This is a genomic window from Slackia equolifaciens (assembly GCF_003725995.1).
GTDB lineage: Bacteria > Actinomycetota > Coriobacteriia > Coriobacteriales > Eggerthellaceae > Slackia > Slackia equolifaciens.
Map to the genome: position 1 here is coordinate 1 of NZ_QIBX01000020.1, position 14852 is coordinate 14852.

The 14852-nt window shown below is 59.9% G+C and carries 12 protein-coding genes; 9 read left to right on the forward strand and 3 right to left on the reverse strand.

The window, feature by feature from the left end:
* Window positions 1–232, reverse strand: a 232-nt coding sequence (locus tag DMP06_RS11595) for a hypothetical protein (RefSeq protein ID WP_220092557.1), incomplete at its 3' end; no start/stop codon positions are given.
* A 330-nt stretch (window positions 233–562) separates the two neighbouring features.
* Window positions 563–1951: a hypothetical protein gene (locus DMP06_RS09505; protein ID WP_245962471.1), complete on the reverse strand. Its 1389-nt coding sequence runs from the start codon at window positions 1949–1951 to the stop codon at window positions 563–565.
* Between the two features lie 445 nt (window positions 1952–2396).
* Here DMP06_RS09505 and DMP06_RS09515 point away from each other — a divergent pair, with 445 nt between their 5' ends.
* The 9 genes from DMP06_RS09515 (at window position 2397) to DMP06_RS09555 (ending at window position 12668) form a co-directional block, all read left to right on the forward strand.
* Window positions 2397–3101, forward strand: coding sequence for a response regulator transcription factor (locus DMP06_RS09515; protein ID WP_123209510.1), 705 nt, complete (start codon window positions 2397–2399; stop codon window positions 3099–3101).
* A gap of 15 nt (window positions 3102–3116) precedes the next feature.
* A complete protein-coding gene (locus DMP06_RS09520) occupies window positions 3117–4751 on the forward strand; it encodes a sensor histidine kinase (protein WP_123209511.1) in 1635 nt (544 codons plus the stop codon).
* Between the two features lie 6 nt (window positions 4752–4757).
* A complete protein-coding gene (locus tag DMP06_RS09525; RefSeq protein WP_123209512.1) occupies window positions 4758–5624 on the forward strand; it encodes a phosphoribosylaminoimidazolesuccinocarboxamide synthase in 867 nt (288 codons plus the stop codon).
* 177 nt (window positions 5625–5801) lie between these two features.
* Window positions 5802–6548 carry a hypothetical protein gene (locus tag DMP06_RS09530; protein WP_148042526.1) on the forward strand — a complete coding sequence of 249 codons (747 nt, stop codon included), beginning with the start codon at window positions 5802–5804 and terminating at the stop codon, window positions 6546–6548.
* Window positions 6549–6819: 271 nt separating this feature from the next.
* A complete protein-coding gene (locus tag DMP06_RS09535) occupies window positions 6820–7404 on the forward strand; it encodes a QueT transporter family protein (protein ID WP_123209514.1) in 585 nt (194 codons plus the stop codon).
* A gap of 421 nt (window positions 7405–7825) precedes the next feature.
* Window positions 7826–9100: a glycosyltransferase gene (locus tag DMP06_RS09540; RefSeq protein ID WP_123209515.1), complete on the forward strand. Its 1275-nt coding sequence runs from the start codon at window positions 7826–7828 to the stop codon at window positions 9098–9100.
* A gap of 7 nt (window positions 9101–9107) precedes the next feature.
* On the forward strand, window positions 9108–9965 hold the full coding sequence (locus tag DMP06_RS09545; protein ID WP_123209516.1) for a sulfite exporter TauE/SafE family protein: 858 nt from the start codon (window positions 9108–9110) through the stop codon (window positions 9963–9965).
* Window positions 9966–10067: 102 nt separating this feature from the next.
* Window positions 10068–11372, forward strand: a complete 1305-nt coding sequence (locus tag DMP06_RS09550; protein WP_380783673.1) for a histidine kinase — start codon at window positions 10068–10070, stop codon at window positions 11370–11372.
* Window positions 11373–11954: 582 nt separating this feature from the next.
* Window positions 11955–12668 (forward strand): LytR/AlgR family response regulator transcription factor, encoded by a 714-nt coding sequence (locus DMP06_RS09555; RefSeq protein WP_123209553.1) that lies wholly within the window; start codon window positions 11955–11957, stop codon window positions 12666–12668.
* A gap of 524 nt (window positions 12669–13192) precedes the next feature.
* On the opposite strand, the gene DMP06_RS09560 is transcribed toward DMP06_RS09555, so the two are convergent.
* Window positions 13193–14824, reverse strand: coding sequence for a hypothetical protein (locus DMP06_RS09560; RefSeq protein WP_123209517.1), 1632 nt, complete (start codon window positions 14822–14824; stop codon window positions 13193–13195).
* Between the last annotated feature and the right edge of the window lie 28 nt (window positions 14825–14852).

Genomic DNA, 14852 nt, shown 5'->3' on the forward strand with positions numbered 1-14852 from the left:
CGGCGGCCTCGGCGTGCGTCATGCCCTCCTCCAGGGCGAGCAGCGCAAGCTCCACCACGTCCCTATCATACATGCGGACCCCCTTCCGGACGCGTGAATCGCGTCCAACTTTTCGTCCGCAGTCCCCCCATTCGTCCAATCTGTCAGTTTTGGCGAGTATGTAATCCTCTACGAAGTAAATTACTAGAGCAAGCGAGGCTTTTATGGCGGAAGGCTTTTGAGTTGCGTACAAAATGCCAGGTCAGATTTTGTCTTTCCTGCAAAAGCCGATGTTTGGCGTCTTAATGTAGAAAAGTTTTTTGAAAAGTGGATTACATACTCGCCAAAACTGTCATGCCTGGGCAGAATCGACGTGATTGTGGATTACATACTTGGAATAATTGCCATATGTTAGCCAACGTTATCGGATAAGCGCAATTCGTGCAGCGCTCGGCGGATAGTCGGGCGGTTCGTGCAGCGCTCATCCGATAGCCGGGTGGTTCGTGCAACGCTCATCCGATAACCGGGCGGTTCGTGCGGCGCGAATCGATACTATGGAGCGCGGATTAATATGGAGTGCGCCCTACGCCTCCGAGTACCTCCATACTCGCACGAGGGTGTGACCTTCGTCGTCGGATCCCTCATCGGCGGGCATGCCAATGTAGGTGACGAGCGTGTCGGTGGTGCCGGTCACGGCTAGGTATTCGCCGTAATCGTCGCACCCATCGGGGCATTCGATGGTGAACATGGTGCGCGACGCAACGTCTACGCCCGCCACTGACATGGTGGACTTCACGATAAGATATGGTCCCGCCCAGGCGGGGGCCGCGGTAGGCGTGCGACCGAAGCGGAACCACTGCCCGCCATTCGCGCCCTCTTCGTCCACGGGAACGTAGGTTCCAATCTGCGAAATTCCGTCGCCGTAGCTGTACCAGCCGTCGAACGAGAACGTGAAGCGTCCGTTCACGTACCCCGCCTCAAGCGGCTTCATAGACGCCGGCAGCGTGAGCGAATCCATCATCTGCCCGCTTGCGGCATCGATGAGCGTGATCTGGTGATAGACGCCCGATGTGTTCAGGCGCGGCGTGATCACGATGCCGTCACCCGTGGAATACGGGGGCGTGCTCATACGTCCGGTGGAACGCCACATTTCCGCCACGTCGGACTGGCCAAACGTTGCCGCCTTGAGCAGCGAGTCCTCGGCGGAGGCGGTGCCGTTGGCGTCGGGGAGCACCTGCCAAAACGCCTTTCCGCCCGCAACGGCGATGGAGGGGATTTCGTATTCGCTCTCTCCCTGGTCAACCAGCACGGGAGATCCGATAGATGTGCCGCTATGGGTGGCTTGATACACGCGCCATTGGCCGGTCAGGCAATTGGCTTCGGTCCAGATGACACCCGAATCGTCGCAGGCTGCTTCGTAGATGTCGAATCCGTTTTCTTGCGAGGCGGGGCCGTCGAGCACCGTGGTGCATGTTCCGTCGGATAGGGAGAGCAGCCCTACCTGCGTAAGCGGCGAGGCGGAATCGGTGGGCAGCAGACACGCGGCGCACGTAGACTGGGGGGTGGCCCATACAAGCGTGCCGTAGGGCAGCTGGTATTCGCCTTCAAGCTGCATGGGGCCGTTGCCGTCCAGCACGTTTTCAGCCGGGATGTCGTCGAGCGTGAACACGGCGTCTCCGGAAACCTCCAGTGTGGACACATCCTCCTCATCGCCGCCGGCCACGACGCTTGCTACGCCAACGCCTGCCGCGGCTACGCCCACTACGCCGGCGCCTATCAGCAGCTGGCGTCGCGTAAGGGAGAATCGTCCGCCTTCGGGCAAGGGAATATTCACCTGGGAATCAAGGGGGCTCTCCATGCCCCGCACGCTGGGCCTGCCGCTGGCGCCGGAATGCTTGCCGCCCTGGGCGCCTCCTACCGAGGAGAGGGGGCTGAGAGATACTTTGCCCGCGCCTGCCAGGCTATCGCGCACATTGCCGCCCGTCGCGCGTCGCGGCTTGGGGGACGCCCCGCGTGCATGGCGCGGCACGGTGCTTCCGTGTGCGCCCAGCCGCGTGGAGGTGCTGCGGCCCGAACTCAAGCGCGTGGAGGCTGCGCGCCCGTTGCCTGAACCTATCCTTGAGGATGCGCTCCTCCCGCGCACCGCTCCGGAGCGTGCGGACGCGCCGCGCGATGCCGCCGAACGGACGGAACCTGCGCGCATGGAACGACGTGGTGTGGGCTTTTTCTGGGTCATAGCGGCTTATTATGTCGTTTTCTGCACTAAGGCTTCGAGGGTTTCTTCCAAATCGTTACAATAAACGCAAACCGTGTGCATGAACGCGGATTACAATTGAAGCCAAACAAGGCTTGAAGCGCGTGCGATAGGTTCGCCGCGCCAGGGAAGGGCTCCTTCCCGAATAGTTTGAGGAGTGCTTATGAGCAACGAAACCCGCCGTATCCTGCTCGTCGAAGACGAAAAGGCCATCCGTGACGCCGTGGCCGCCTATCTCGAGCGTGAGAACTACTGGGTCACCGCCGTGGGCGACGGCCAGGAGGCGCTCGAAGAATTCTCCAAGCATCATTTCGATCTGGTCATTCTCGACCTCATGCTTCCGCGCGTTCCGGGCGAGCGCGTGTGCCGCGCCATCCGCGACAACTCCGATGTGCCCATCATCATGCTTACCGCCAAGGGCGAGGTGGAAGATCGCATCATCGGTCTGGAGCTGGGTGCCGATGACTATCTGGTCAAGCCTTTCAGCCCCCGTGAGCTCGTAGCTCGCGTTCGTGCGCTTCTGCGTCGCGTTCATGCCGATTCCGAGCCCCAGCGTGAGGTGCTGGAGTTCGGCGAGCTCACTATTGACGTGTCGGGCCACAAGGTTCTGGTCAGCGGCGAGGAGGTCGATCTGACCGCCAGCGAGTTCAAGCTGCTCACCACGCTGTCGCGCTACCCCGGCCGCGTGTATTCGCGTATGGAGCTGGTGGAGAAGGTGCTCGGCTATGACTTCGAGGGCTATGAGCGCACCATCGACTCGCACGTGAAAAACCTGCGCGCCAAGATCGGCGATAACCCGCGTAATCCCAAGTGGCTGCACACCGTGCACGGCGTTGGCTACCGTTTCGAAGATCCCACCAAGCAGTAGGCGGTTACTCGTCCCATGCGCTCATCGACCGATAGGCCCAAGCAGGGGCTCTTCAAACGCTTTCATTCTTGGATTTTCGGCTTTTCGTATACCACGCGCGTTACCGTCACGTTCGCACTCATAGCCGCGATGACCGCCATCGTGGCTATGGGCGTGCTTTCGTACGTATGGGAGCAGCATTTCCAAACGTACACGCGCGAGAACGTGCAGGAGCTTACCGATGCCACGGCGTCGAGCATCGCCGATAGGTACGAAAACCGCTACTCCTCCGTCATCGAAGAGGTCAACCAGTCTGGCGAGGGCGAGTATCCCTCCCTCAACGGCGAGGATGTGGGTTCGGCCCAGGCCGCCCACACGCTGCAGCCGGGCATGGGCATCCAGGTGGCTACCTCGGACGGCAAGGTCATCTATGACTCATCTGCCGTTGCGACCAGCGATGGCGTCAGCGGGCAAAGCGGCACCGTGTCGCTTGCGCCTGATTCTGGCGACAAGATGGCTACGGCATCCATCATCGTGGGCGGCAAAAGCATTGGCACCGTGCATATGTGGGTGTATGGCTCGGAGATGCTGCTTTCTAAGGCTGACCAGGCATTTCGTGACCAAAGTTATCAGGCTATGGCGCTCGCCGCCGTGCTTTCGGTGGTGCTTGCTTCGTGCATCGGCTTCCTGTTCGCGCGCGGCCTGGTGAACCCCATCAACCTGATGACCAAGACCGCCAACGCCATCAAAGAGGGCGATCTTTCGGCGCGCACGGGCCTTGAGGGCGATGACGAGATTGCCGAATTGGGCAAGACGTTCGACGCCATGGCAGAGAGCGTTGAGAAGAATCAGCAGCTGGAACGCCGCCTTACCATGGACGTGGCGCACGAGCTGCGCACCCCGCTCATGGCCATTCAATCGACGGTCGAGGCTATCGTAGATGGCGTGTTCGAGCCCGATGCCGAGCGCCTGGGCACCGTGAACGCCGAGGTCCAGCGTCTGAGCCGTTTGGTCGATGCGCTGCTCAAGCTCTCGCGCCTGGAAAGCCGCTCTACGCCTATGCGCGAGGAGGTCATCAACGTGGGCGAGCTCATTCGTCCGCTGGTCATGTCGCACGAGGCGTTCGTCAACGACGCCGGCTTGGCGCTCGAGTACGACGCCGAGGACGAGGTGATGGTGTACGGCGATCGCGATATGCTGCGCCAGGCCACGGCCAACCTGATTTCCAACGCTGTACGCTATACGCCGGCTCCGGGCACGGTGTCGGTCAAGGTGCGCAAGGGCGACATCATGGCGTCCATCTCGGTGCGCGACACGGGCATAGGCCTTTCGCCCGAGGAGTGCAAGATGGTGTTCAACCGCTTCTGGCGCGCGGAGGAAAGCCGCGAGCGCCAAAGTGGCGGCTTGGGCATCGGCCTTGCCGTGGTGAAGGAGATCGTGGATCGTCACGGCGGATGGATTCAGGTGGAAGGCAAGAAGGGCGAAGGCGCCTGCTTCACCATCCATATTCCGCTGTATGATTACGCGCGCATCAAAGCGCAGAAAGAAAAGGAAGAGAGGAAGGCTTCCAAGGATTCGAAGGGCGGCAAAAGCTCCAAGGGCAAAGGAAAAGGCCCGAAGTCCAAGAACCCCGGCAAATCTGGCCCCATCTCCAAAAGGAAAGAAAGGTAGGAGTCGATGAACCCCATCACCATCAAGCCTGACGCGCAGGGCAAGGTGCGCGACCTATACGATCTGGGCGATAAGCTGCTGCTGGTGGCAACCGACCGCATCTCGGCGTTCGACTACATCCTGGAAGACGAGATTCCCTGCAAGGGCAAGGTGCTCACGCAAATCAGCTGCTTTTGGTTCGAGCTTCTGGAAGGCGTAGTCGAAAATCACCTGATCAGCGCCAATGTGGCCGACCTGCCCGAGGAGTTCAAGCCGTGGTCCGATTATCTGGACGGCCGCTTCATGCTGGTCAAAAAAGCCAACATGTATCCCGTCGAGTGCATCGTGCGCGGCTATCTGACCGGTAGCGGATTCAAGGACTACAAGAACACGGGCAAGGTGTGCGGTATCGAGCTGCCCGCCGGCCTGGAGAATTCCGCCAAGCTGCCCTCTACGCTGTTCACGCCTTCCACCAAGGCCGAGATCGGCGATCACGACGAGAACATCAGCTACGATCGTTGTGCCGAAATCATCGGCGAGGAGGCTGCGAGCACCATCCGCGACCTGTCGCTTAAGGTATACGAGACGGCTGCCGCCCATGCGCTCGAGCGCGGCATTATTATCGCCGACACCAAGTTCGAGTTCGGCACGGTCGACGGCAAGGTCATTCTCGGCGATGAGGTTCTGACGCCCGATAGCTCTCGTTTCTGGGACGCCTCCTGCTACGAGGTTGGCAAAGAGCAGCCTAGCTTCGACAAGCAGTTCGTGCGCAACTGGCTCAACGAGAACTGGGATCGCACCGGCAATCCGCCGCGTCTGCCCCAGGAGGTCATCGAAAAGACCACCGAGAAATACATCCAGGCGTACGAGAAGATCACCGGCAGGAAGTTCTAGTAATGCGCTGCGCCGTTCTTCCGAACGGCGCTTTTTCTCCAAGAGGCGCTATGCCGCATCTTTTCAACGATTTTCTTACGGCGTCCGCTTGTTAGAGTTGCAGCAAGCGGACGCTTTCTTTATATTGGCATTTCGAGTTTTTTCGCTAGAGATACCGACGCAGAACGAAGGGGAACCATGTCCCAACGTAACCCGATGAACGAACGCTACCAGGGCGAAGCCCCCAAGGGCCAAACCAAGAAATCCGCGTCTTCGATGAAGCCTAAAACCAAGGCGGCTTCGAGCGTGTACGTGCGCCCTGCCGAAAAGACGCCTCAGGAGAAAAAGGCCATCCGCCGCGAGCAGCGCCAAAAGCAGCGCGAGCTGGATAGCAAATATTACAACCCGCCTACGGAGGAGTACAAAAAGCTGCGCCGTTTGTGGTGGGCATGCCTGATTGGCGCCATCGTACTCACGGCGGTGGGCATGTTCATTCCGCAGTGGCTCCCCAATGTGCCCGGCATCCAGTGGTGGGCCATTATTCCCGCGTATGCTCTGATCATCGTGGCGCTCTGGCTTGACTTCTCCAAGATTCGCAAGGTGCGTCAGGCGTATCAGATTGAGATGATGAAAAAGCATCCCAAGGAGATTAAACGCCACGCTAAGACGCATTCCGCGAATATTCATGCTCAGGAGAAGGACGAGAAAAAGGCGGCCGAGCGCGCGGCAAAGCCCGGTATCGGGCAGCGTATCGGCAAGGTGTTCGGCATGAAGAGCAAGAAGGCGGATGCCGAGGAGGCGCCCAAGCCCACTGCCGAGCAGGCTGCCAAGGCGGCTGCCGAGGCAAAGGCCGAAGAGGATTCGCACAAGACCATCGCGCAGCTCAAGGCAGAACGTGAGGCCGAGAAGAAGGCGGCCGCAGAAGCCGAGAAATCCGCAGAATAGCGCTTTTTGCTCGCGCCCCCCGGCAACTCATCCATGCGTTATGTAAAAGCCCGCCACGTGCGGGCTTTTCTGCTATACTGCCCCATTGCGTCGCGCATCGTTGGGCCCTGCGCGTCGTGTATCTGTAGTTGCCCATAGCCCGTGCGGTATCTAAACCGTAGCGTGGAGCACAGCCTTGGCGCGGTAAGCCATATGCAGCCGGAGCGGCTTCGTCTCTCGAGCGCCGCATGGCATGCGGCAGTTGAGGTTGTGCGAAGAACAGGAGAATCAAATGGAAAAAACCGCCGTCAAGGGCGCGTCTTCTGCGCGCACCACCTATGTGGCCGAGGCAGGTCTGATTGCCGCTGTGTATGCGGCCTGCACGCTGGTCGCGCTGTTGCTGCTTCAAGGTCTGGCTTGGGGGCCCGTTCAGTTCCGCATCTCGGAAGCGCTCACGGTGCTCGCCGTGCTCACGCCGGCCGCCGTTCCGGGGCTTACTATCGGGTGCGTGATTGCCAACCTTGCCGCTATGGTCATCAATGGGACGGGTGCGCTTGGTCTGCTGGACGTGGTGTTCGGATCGGCCGCGACGCTCGTCGGCGCGCTGTGGTGCCACAAGTTTGCGCAGAACCCCAAGCTCGCCATGCTGGGCCCGGTGCTTGCCAACGCGATCATCGTGCCGGCGTATCTGCCCATTCTGCTTCAGGGACTGGGCTTTTACACCATTCCCTTTACCACCATCAGCCTTGATGGCGCGTATCTGCCCATGTACCTGTTCGGCCTGATTGCGACTGGTATTGGCGAGGCGTGTGTGGTGTACATTCTGGGCACGCCCCTTCTGGCGGCCTTGCGCAAGGCGAAGGTGTTTTCGAAATAAGGTTTGACCGCGGGCATCGGCTCGGTTTATAGGCGAGGCGCGCATGGGGAATGCGAAAGCGCAGCGGCCTAAGCGCATCCGCCGCGGAGCGAGGCGTGCGGGCATCAGGAATGCAAGCTTGATTGCGCTGGGCACGATGCAGGGTCATGCGGTCAAGCAGTGCGGTGCTGGAGGCCGAGCATGCGTGCTCGGCCTTTTTTGCGGGGCATGAAATTTGCTAGTGCGCGTCTTTGCGTCAAAAGCGCTTCAAAATATCATGGAGTGCATGGCTTCGATTGTGGAAGCCGCGGCCACGCGCGAACGGCTGATGCGATAAAGAGTAAAATATACGGGTTCGCATCAAGAGTCAGCGGGCGAAACGCTGCGGGCGCGCGTGCGCATACCGAACGTTTTGCTTCGCGTCAGTCTTAAAAGGATGCCTATGAACCCGGTAGTTCTGATTCCGACATACGTTTCTGCAAGCCGTCGTACGCAAGGCGGCACCGTCACCACCACCTATGATCATGCGACGCCGCTCTCTTCCGAAGGGGAGCTGCCGCGCTGCCTCAATTCGCTACGCTGCGTGAGGGGGCTGGGTGCCATCGTTATTCTCGTGGCTGCTGAGGCGGCGGTCGAGAATCAGGCGGCGAGCAAGGTTCGCGGTATTGCGGCGCAGTTCCCCGATTTGGATATCGTGGTAGTGGGCGCTCCTGAGGCGGCATTGGTCCGTCAGCGTATGGAGCAACTGGGAATCGTCACTCATGGCGAGGTGGGTCTTGCAGGCTATGGCGCGGTGCGCAACATGGGCCTTCTCATGGCCAATGTATTGGGGTTCGATGCCGCCGTGTTCGTGGATGATGACGAGATTATCGAGGACGAGGCGTTTCTCGAGCGCGCCATGTACGGCCTGGGCAAGCTCACGCGTAGGGGCGTGCCCATCCTTGCGAAAACCGGCTACTATCTCAACGACCAGGACAGCTACCTTTCGCGCCGCTCTACCAAATGGTATGACCGCTACTGGGAGCAGGGAAAGGCGTTCAACGCATGGATTACGCGGGCAATGCGCGGGCCGCGTCTTTCGCGCTCGAATCATGTGTGCGGCGGCTGTTTGGCGCTTCATAAGGAGGCGTTCAAGCGCGTATCGTTCGACCCGTGGATTTCACGCGGTGAGGATCTTGATTACATGCTCGACCTGCGCATGTACGGCAGCGATATCTGGTTCGACAATACATGGGTGCTGCGCCATTTGCCGCCTAAAACGCCACGCGAGGGCATGCGCTTCCGCCAGGATATCTTCCGGTGGCTGTACGAATACCGCAAGCTCGAATACGCGCGTACCCAGATCGATCTCATGCAGATTAAACCTCAGTCGCTCCTGCCGTATCCGGGGCCGTTCCTTACGGCAGATGTGGTCAAACGCATCAAGCGCACGGCGTTGCTGCGCTCCATCGGACGCCCCGATGGCAAGGGGTATCGCAATGCCGCTAAAGCCGCTAGCAACGAGGCTGCGCGCTATGCGGAGGAGCACTGCGGCAAGTATTTCGAATTTCAGTTTATGTGGCCCACGCTCATGCTGCGCATGGAGAACGATGCCATTCTGAAGAGCGCCCTGATGCGTTCGGCCGGCCGCGATGAGGCGGTGGGCGTGTCGATGGGCTCGGGTATCAATCCGGGCGAAACCACCGAGATTCGCCTGAACTTGGGCGCGAGCGAGTAGGGGAGCCATGGAAGTATTTATCATCGCCGCTGTCGTAGGAGTGGGCGTTGGCATTTTGTCGGGTCTGCTGGGAATCGGCGGCGGCGTGATTATGGTGCCCCTGTTCAGGCTTGGGTTTGGGCTTGAGGCCATCGCCGCTACGGCAACCTCGCTTTTCACCATCATCCCCACATCGGTGTCGGGCATGGTCAAGCACGCCCGCAACAAGACGAGCGTGCCCAAAATCGGTGCCGTGTGCGGCCTGTTCGGCGCATGCCTTTCGCCGGTGGGCGTATGGGCGGCCAATATTTCACCCGACTGGCTGATCATGGCGGTTGCCGCAGTGATCATCGCTTACTCGGCCGTGACGATGCTGTCGAAGGCGATCAAGTCGCCCAAGCGTGCTGGCGGTTCCAAGAAGGGACATGCCGACGGTCCGGGCAAAAACGAGGAGCACCTATCGACGGAGGAAGTTCCCGAGCGCGCGTTTGTCGCTTCGTTCCGATTCACCCCGGCACTCATCGCCAAAACTGCGGCTATCGGCATATTCGCCGGTTTTATGAGCGGGTATGTTGGCGTAGGCGGCGGCTTCGTCATGGTGCCGCTCTTCATATCGCTGCTCGGAGTGCCCATGAAACTGGCGTCGGGCACGTCGCTTACGGCGGTGTGCATCTTGGCGGTGCCGGGCGTCATTGAGCAGGCGTTGCTGGGCAACGTGGATTTCGCAATCGGTATTGCCATGGCGGTGGGCTCCATCCCCGGAGCCGTTGTGGGCGCCAATTTGGTCAAGCGCATTCCGGAGCGCACGCTGCGCATCTTCTTCGCGTGCTTTTTGGCCGTGGTTGCCGTTGTGCTGGTGCTCAACGAGGTTGGCGTGCTGGCGTAAATCGCCTTTCCCCGCGCCGGAAACCGGGGCTGCATGCGGCTCTATGCTCATCGGTGGTATGCTTATTAAGTTACGGCACATTTCGACCGATGGGAAGCGTTGATGCTCATGGTATCGATGACGATGAAGAACAACTACGCCAAGGCGCTCGATTTGATTCTGTTCGCTACGGCAACATTGGCGGCTGCCGTATTGGTGCTGGGCGTGTATCGCCCCACGGCCATCGGCAACCTCAACGTTATCGCCGGAATCTCGTTCACGGTTTCGCTCGCTTTGCTCATCTACCTGCGCTTGAACCCCGATAGTGTGCGCGCGCGCCAATCCGACACCATCCTCAAGATTGCGTCGGAGACGCTGGCGTGCTTGCAAAAGGGCATGGATATTCCTACGGCGCAAAAGGTATGCCGCCTGCTGCTCCCGGCAATCGGCGCACAGGCGGTGGCTATCACCGACAAGGAGCATATCTTGGGCTACGCCGGTCTGGAGGAAACATCTAGCCCTGGCGGTAGCCCCATCCGCACGAAGGCGACGCATGCCACGCTCGAGGACGGTCGTATCCGCGTGTTGGGCACTCCGGAGGAGATCGGTTTTCCGCCCACGGTGAAGAGCCTCCGCGCCGGCATCATCGTGCCGCTGCGACGCGGCGAGGCAATCGTGGGCACGCTCAAGTTCTACTATCGTCGCGCTGGCGAAATCACTGAGACCCAGCTTGCGCTTGCCGAGGGCATTGGCGAGCTTCTGTCTACCCAGATCGCGGCAGTTGAGCTGGAGCAGCAAACCAAGCTCGCTACCACCATGGAGCTCAAAGCGTTGCAATCGCAGATTAACCCGCATTTCCTGTTTAACACCATCAACACCATCGCCTCCCTCATTCGCACCGACCCCGACCGCGCGCGCGTATTGCTGCGCGAGTTCGCCATTTTCTATCGTCGCACTCTGGAGAACTCCGAGGATTTCATTGAGATGATGCGAGAGGTCGACCAGACCATGCGCTACTTCAACTTTGAGGTCGCGCGTTTTGGGGAGGATCGCTTGGCGCTCGAGGTGAATATCGAGGATGGCCTTGAGAGCATGATGATTCCGGCGTTTATGATTCAGCCATTGGTTGAGAATGCCGTGCGCCATGCCATGCCTCAGGAGGGCAAGCTCACGGTGGAGATCTCGGCGCACAGCGAGGGCGATGACGTGATTATCGAAGTGAGCGACGACGGCGTAGGCATGGAGGCGGAGCAGGCGCGCAAGCTTCTGCGCCCCGAGGCGTCGAAGGGCCTGGGCATCGCAATGAAGAACATCAGCGAGCGCCTGCGCGGTAATTTCGGCACCGAATCCCACATGGATGTCGAGTCGCAGCCGGGTAACGGCACCTGCGTGCGTATGTTCCTGAAGGACGCTCTGCTTGACGACTAGTGCCACCGCGCAGAAAATTGGCGCTGCTGCGCGAGGGATATAGTGACGCTGCGCCGGGTTCGGTTGCCGCCGTGCCGCTGCCGTTGACGTCGTGTGAGATCGATACCGCTGCGCAGATGCCGGTGACGCCGCATAGGGCTGATGCCGCTGTGCAGGGGCCGATGACGCCGCGCGGGGTTGGCGCTGCGCAGGGGGCGGTGACGCCGCACGGAGTTGGCGCTGCCGCACGGGGATTAGCGCAGCCGCGCAGAGGCTGGTGTCATGGTGCAGGGGCTGACGCCGCGGTGCAAGGACTGACGCCACGGTGAGGAACCAGCGCCGCCGCGTGAATTGGCGGTCATCCTTCGTCGCAGTGGTGCGAATGTGTCACTTTAGGCTCCGGCGTACGGTAGAAACAGTAGAATAAACGGTATATAATCACCGGCAAACGGTATTTGTTATAAATGCGGTCTATCTTTTTATAGAAAATGCAGCCGAACCCATACCATTTATGCCGAAACGTGTTCACGCGTCCCGTGATGTGGGATAATATAAAAACGTCGCCGGCATCGGGCGGCTAGTTTAGTGGCGATGGAGGATGCAGTGCTTAACGCTATTATCGTAGATGACGAGGCGCCCGCGCGCTCGGAATTGCGCTACCTGCTGGGTGAAGTGGGCGGCGTCGAGGTGGTCGCAGAGGCCGCCAGCGTGCGCGAAGCTATCGAGAAGATGCAGAGTTACCCGGTGGACGTCCTGTTCTTGGACGTTAGCATGCCCGAGGTCACGGGCATTCAGTTCGCGGAGGCTTTGCAGCGCCTGAGGAATCCTCCTGCCGTCATCTTCGTCACCGCCTACAGCGAGCATGCCCTTGAGGGCTTCAAGGTCAACGCGGTTGACTACTTGGTCAAGCCTGTGGAAACCGACCGCCTTCGCCAAGCCGTGAATCGTGCGAACGAGCACGTGACCCTGCATTTGAAGGCTACGCAGTCCGAGCGTATTCCGGTGGAAAAGGGCGGCAAGAAGATTCTGGTTCCCATCGATACCATTCGCTACGTGCGCGCCAAAGATGATTACTCCAAGCTCTACACCGACACTGAGGAGTATTTCTCCACCACATCGCTGGCGCATCTGGAAAAGCGTCTCGACGGGCATGGGTTCTTCCGCGTGCATCGCGGTTTCCTGGTGAACCTCTCGCTGGTCGAGGAGGTTGAGCCGGTGGCCGGTGGAACGCTTTTGCTCACGCTCAATGGCGTTGAGGAAAAGATCCCCGTTTCGCGTCGCCGCGTATCTTCGCTCAAGAAGGCGTTGGGGCTCTAAGGCTCTCTTTGACAGAGAATCGCATCAATATGCCGCCCGGATTACCCGGGCGGTTTTTTTGTGCATGGAATGCAGTGGTGGTGTTTTGCGTCTTTGTCCAGCGGCGACGTTGGGGTGATTCCGCTTTGCCGGTCATCTTTCGGAGCGGTGATGCCTGCGAATTGCGCCGGAGTAGTGTCCTTGCCTGATGAGGTTTGGGCCAAATGGAGTTTTGGGTCCAATCAATTATCGAGATGGTCAGGTGTGTGAGCAGAATGGAGTCGATGAGGGTGCCGCGAGGGCGTTTCGCCCGGAACATGATGCAACAAAAGGCGATTTGCTGCAGTTTTCAAGTGCCTTCGGAAGTAGCCCAATCGGCGCGAGGCTGTGACCTGGGGAGACGGAGGGCCAAACGGCGGTGTACTCGGGGTCCCCCTCGAAAACTGCAGCAAATCGCCTTTTGTTGCGCGCCATGGGCGGTGATGCCCGCGAATCGTGCCGGGTGTTCTGTGTGCTCGCGCGCACGTGCGATGTCGTGGCGAGGGTCATCGAGGATGCGCGGCAGTAGGCTGGGCAATATGCTCGCGCGCACGCGCTATATCACGGCGGATTTCGGGTGGCGTGCGCAGTCGACGCGCTATATCCACGCCCGCGGCTTCCTCGATGGCATCGGTGATGTCGCTTCGGTAACTGAACAAGAACCAGTTTTCATCCAAATAAGCTCCCTCCATGCGCAGTAGGGCGTCGGCAACCTGTGCCGCGTTGTAGCGCCATCCCATGTCCGCGCGAAGCAAACGCAGGGCAAAGAAGGCTGCGTAGCAGATGAGGAAGTGGGCTTGGATGTGCTGGTCGTGAGATACCGGGTAGGGCGAGGGCGAAAAATCTGACTCTAGCACCTGAAAAGGCTCGGCAAGACGCCAGATTTCGCGATAAAGATGGAAAATCACGGCTTCGGGCTGTTTCGTTTCGCTTGTGACAAGATAGAGATACCCATCAAGGTCGGGGGCGGTGGCGAACCCAGAGTTGCCTGGTGGAGCCGAAGGCGCGTCCTGCTCGGGGGGCGCCGCTGGAGTCGAAAGGCCAGGACGATCGGCGAGGGGGTTTGGCGCTGATGAGCGCGAAAGGCGGGTTCGCTGGGCGAAATCGCGCCCCCAAAGCACGAGCTCTTTGACGGGAACGGTCATGTTCTGCGCATCAACGCTGGTCAGCCGCGACTTCACTTTGTAGCTGCCCGACTGTGTGGCGATGTATCCCTGCGGGTCATCCACCCATGATTGGAGTTCGGGAACTGCGCTCCGCAGCGGCCGATAGAAAATGAAGCCGTCTCCTTGGGCATGGAGGGCGGACATCGTGCGCTCGATATCCGCCGCGCGCGAGGCGATAACCACGGCATGAGCCGCTCCGGTATCGTGACGAGCTTCGCGGGCGAGGGCGGCAAACTCTTCGGGGGCGGGGCGTGATGAAACGAATCGATACGACACGGGGATGGTGTCCTCATCGAGAATCAGGGCCATGCCGCCCACCTGCGATGTAGCCGCTCTGTGCGCCGACGCCACATCGCCCGTCTCGGCGAAGGCGGCGGGAGAGAGGACCACATACGTTTGGGCGCGTCGACGTGAACCGCGGATCTGCCGATAGGCGGCGTTCATAGCGCGAATCAGGCCTTCGTCATGGGCGGCAAAACAGGAAAGCGCCTGATACACTTCGGAGAGCGAGAAGTCGCATCGCCGTGGAAACGACGCTCGACGCTCCCAGGATTCACGTTTCGAGGCCACGTGGATGATGCGCTCTGCCGCGAGCAACTCAAAGATGCGCCCGGCATGAGGGGGAAAGCCCGCATGGCCGGATCGCGCATCGAAGAAAGCGCGCACGCCCAAGGCATCGAGATATGCAAGCGCAATCGCGCACCCCCAACGGGCAGACGCGACATGATCGGGGTCGATTTTCGAGTCGGAAGCAAATTTGAGCTCGATCGGGGGATTGGCGATGCGCATCTGTGCGTTCAGCTGGTCGACGTGTGCTTGGAAATGGGCAATAGGATCGGGGTAGAGTTTTTCAAGAGCGTCGACGTATCCGATGGACTCGATGGTTTTGGTTCGCGTGCGTCCGCCTTCGCGATAATTCTGCACAATAGATAGGTAGATGCGATCGCCGCGCTTGGTTTTCTTAAGATGCATGGCGCTCCATTTCTTCGCATATGGCGCT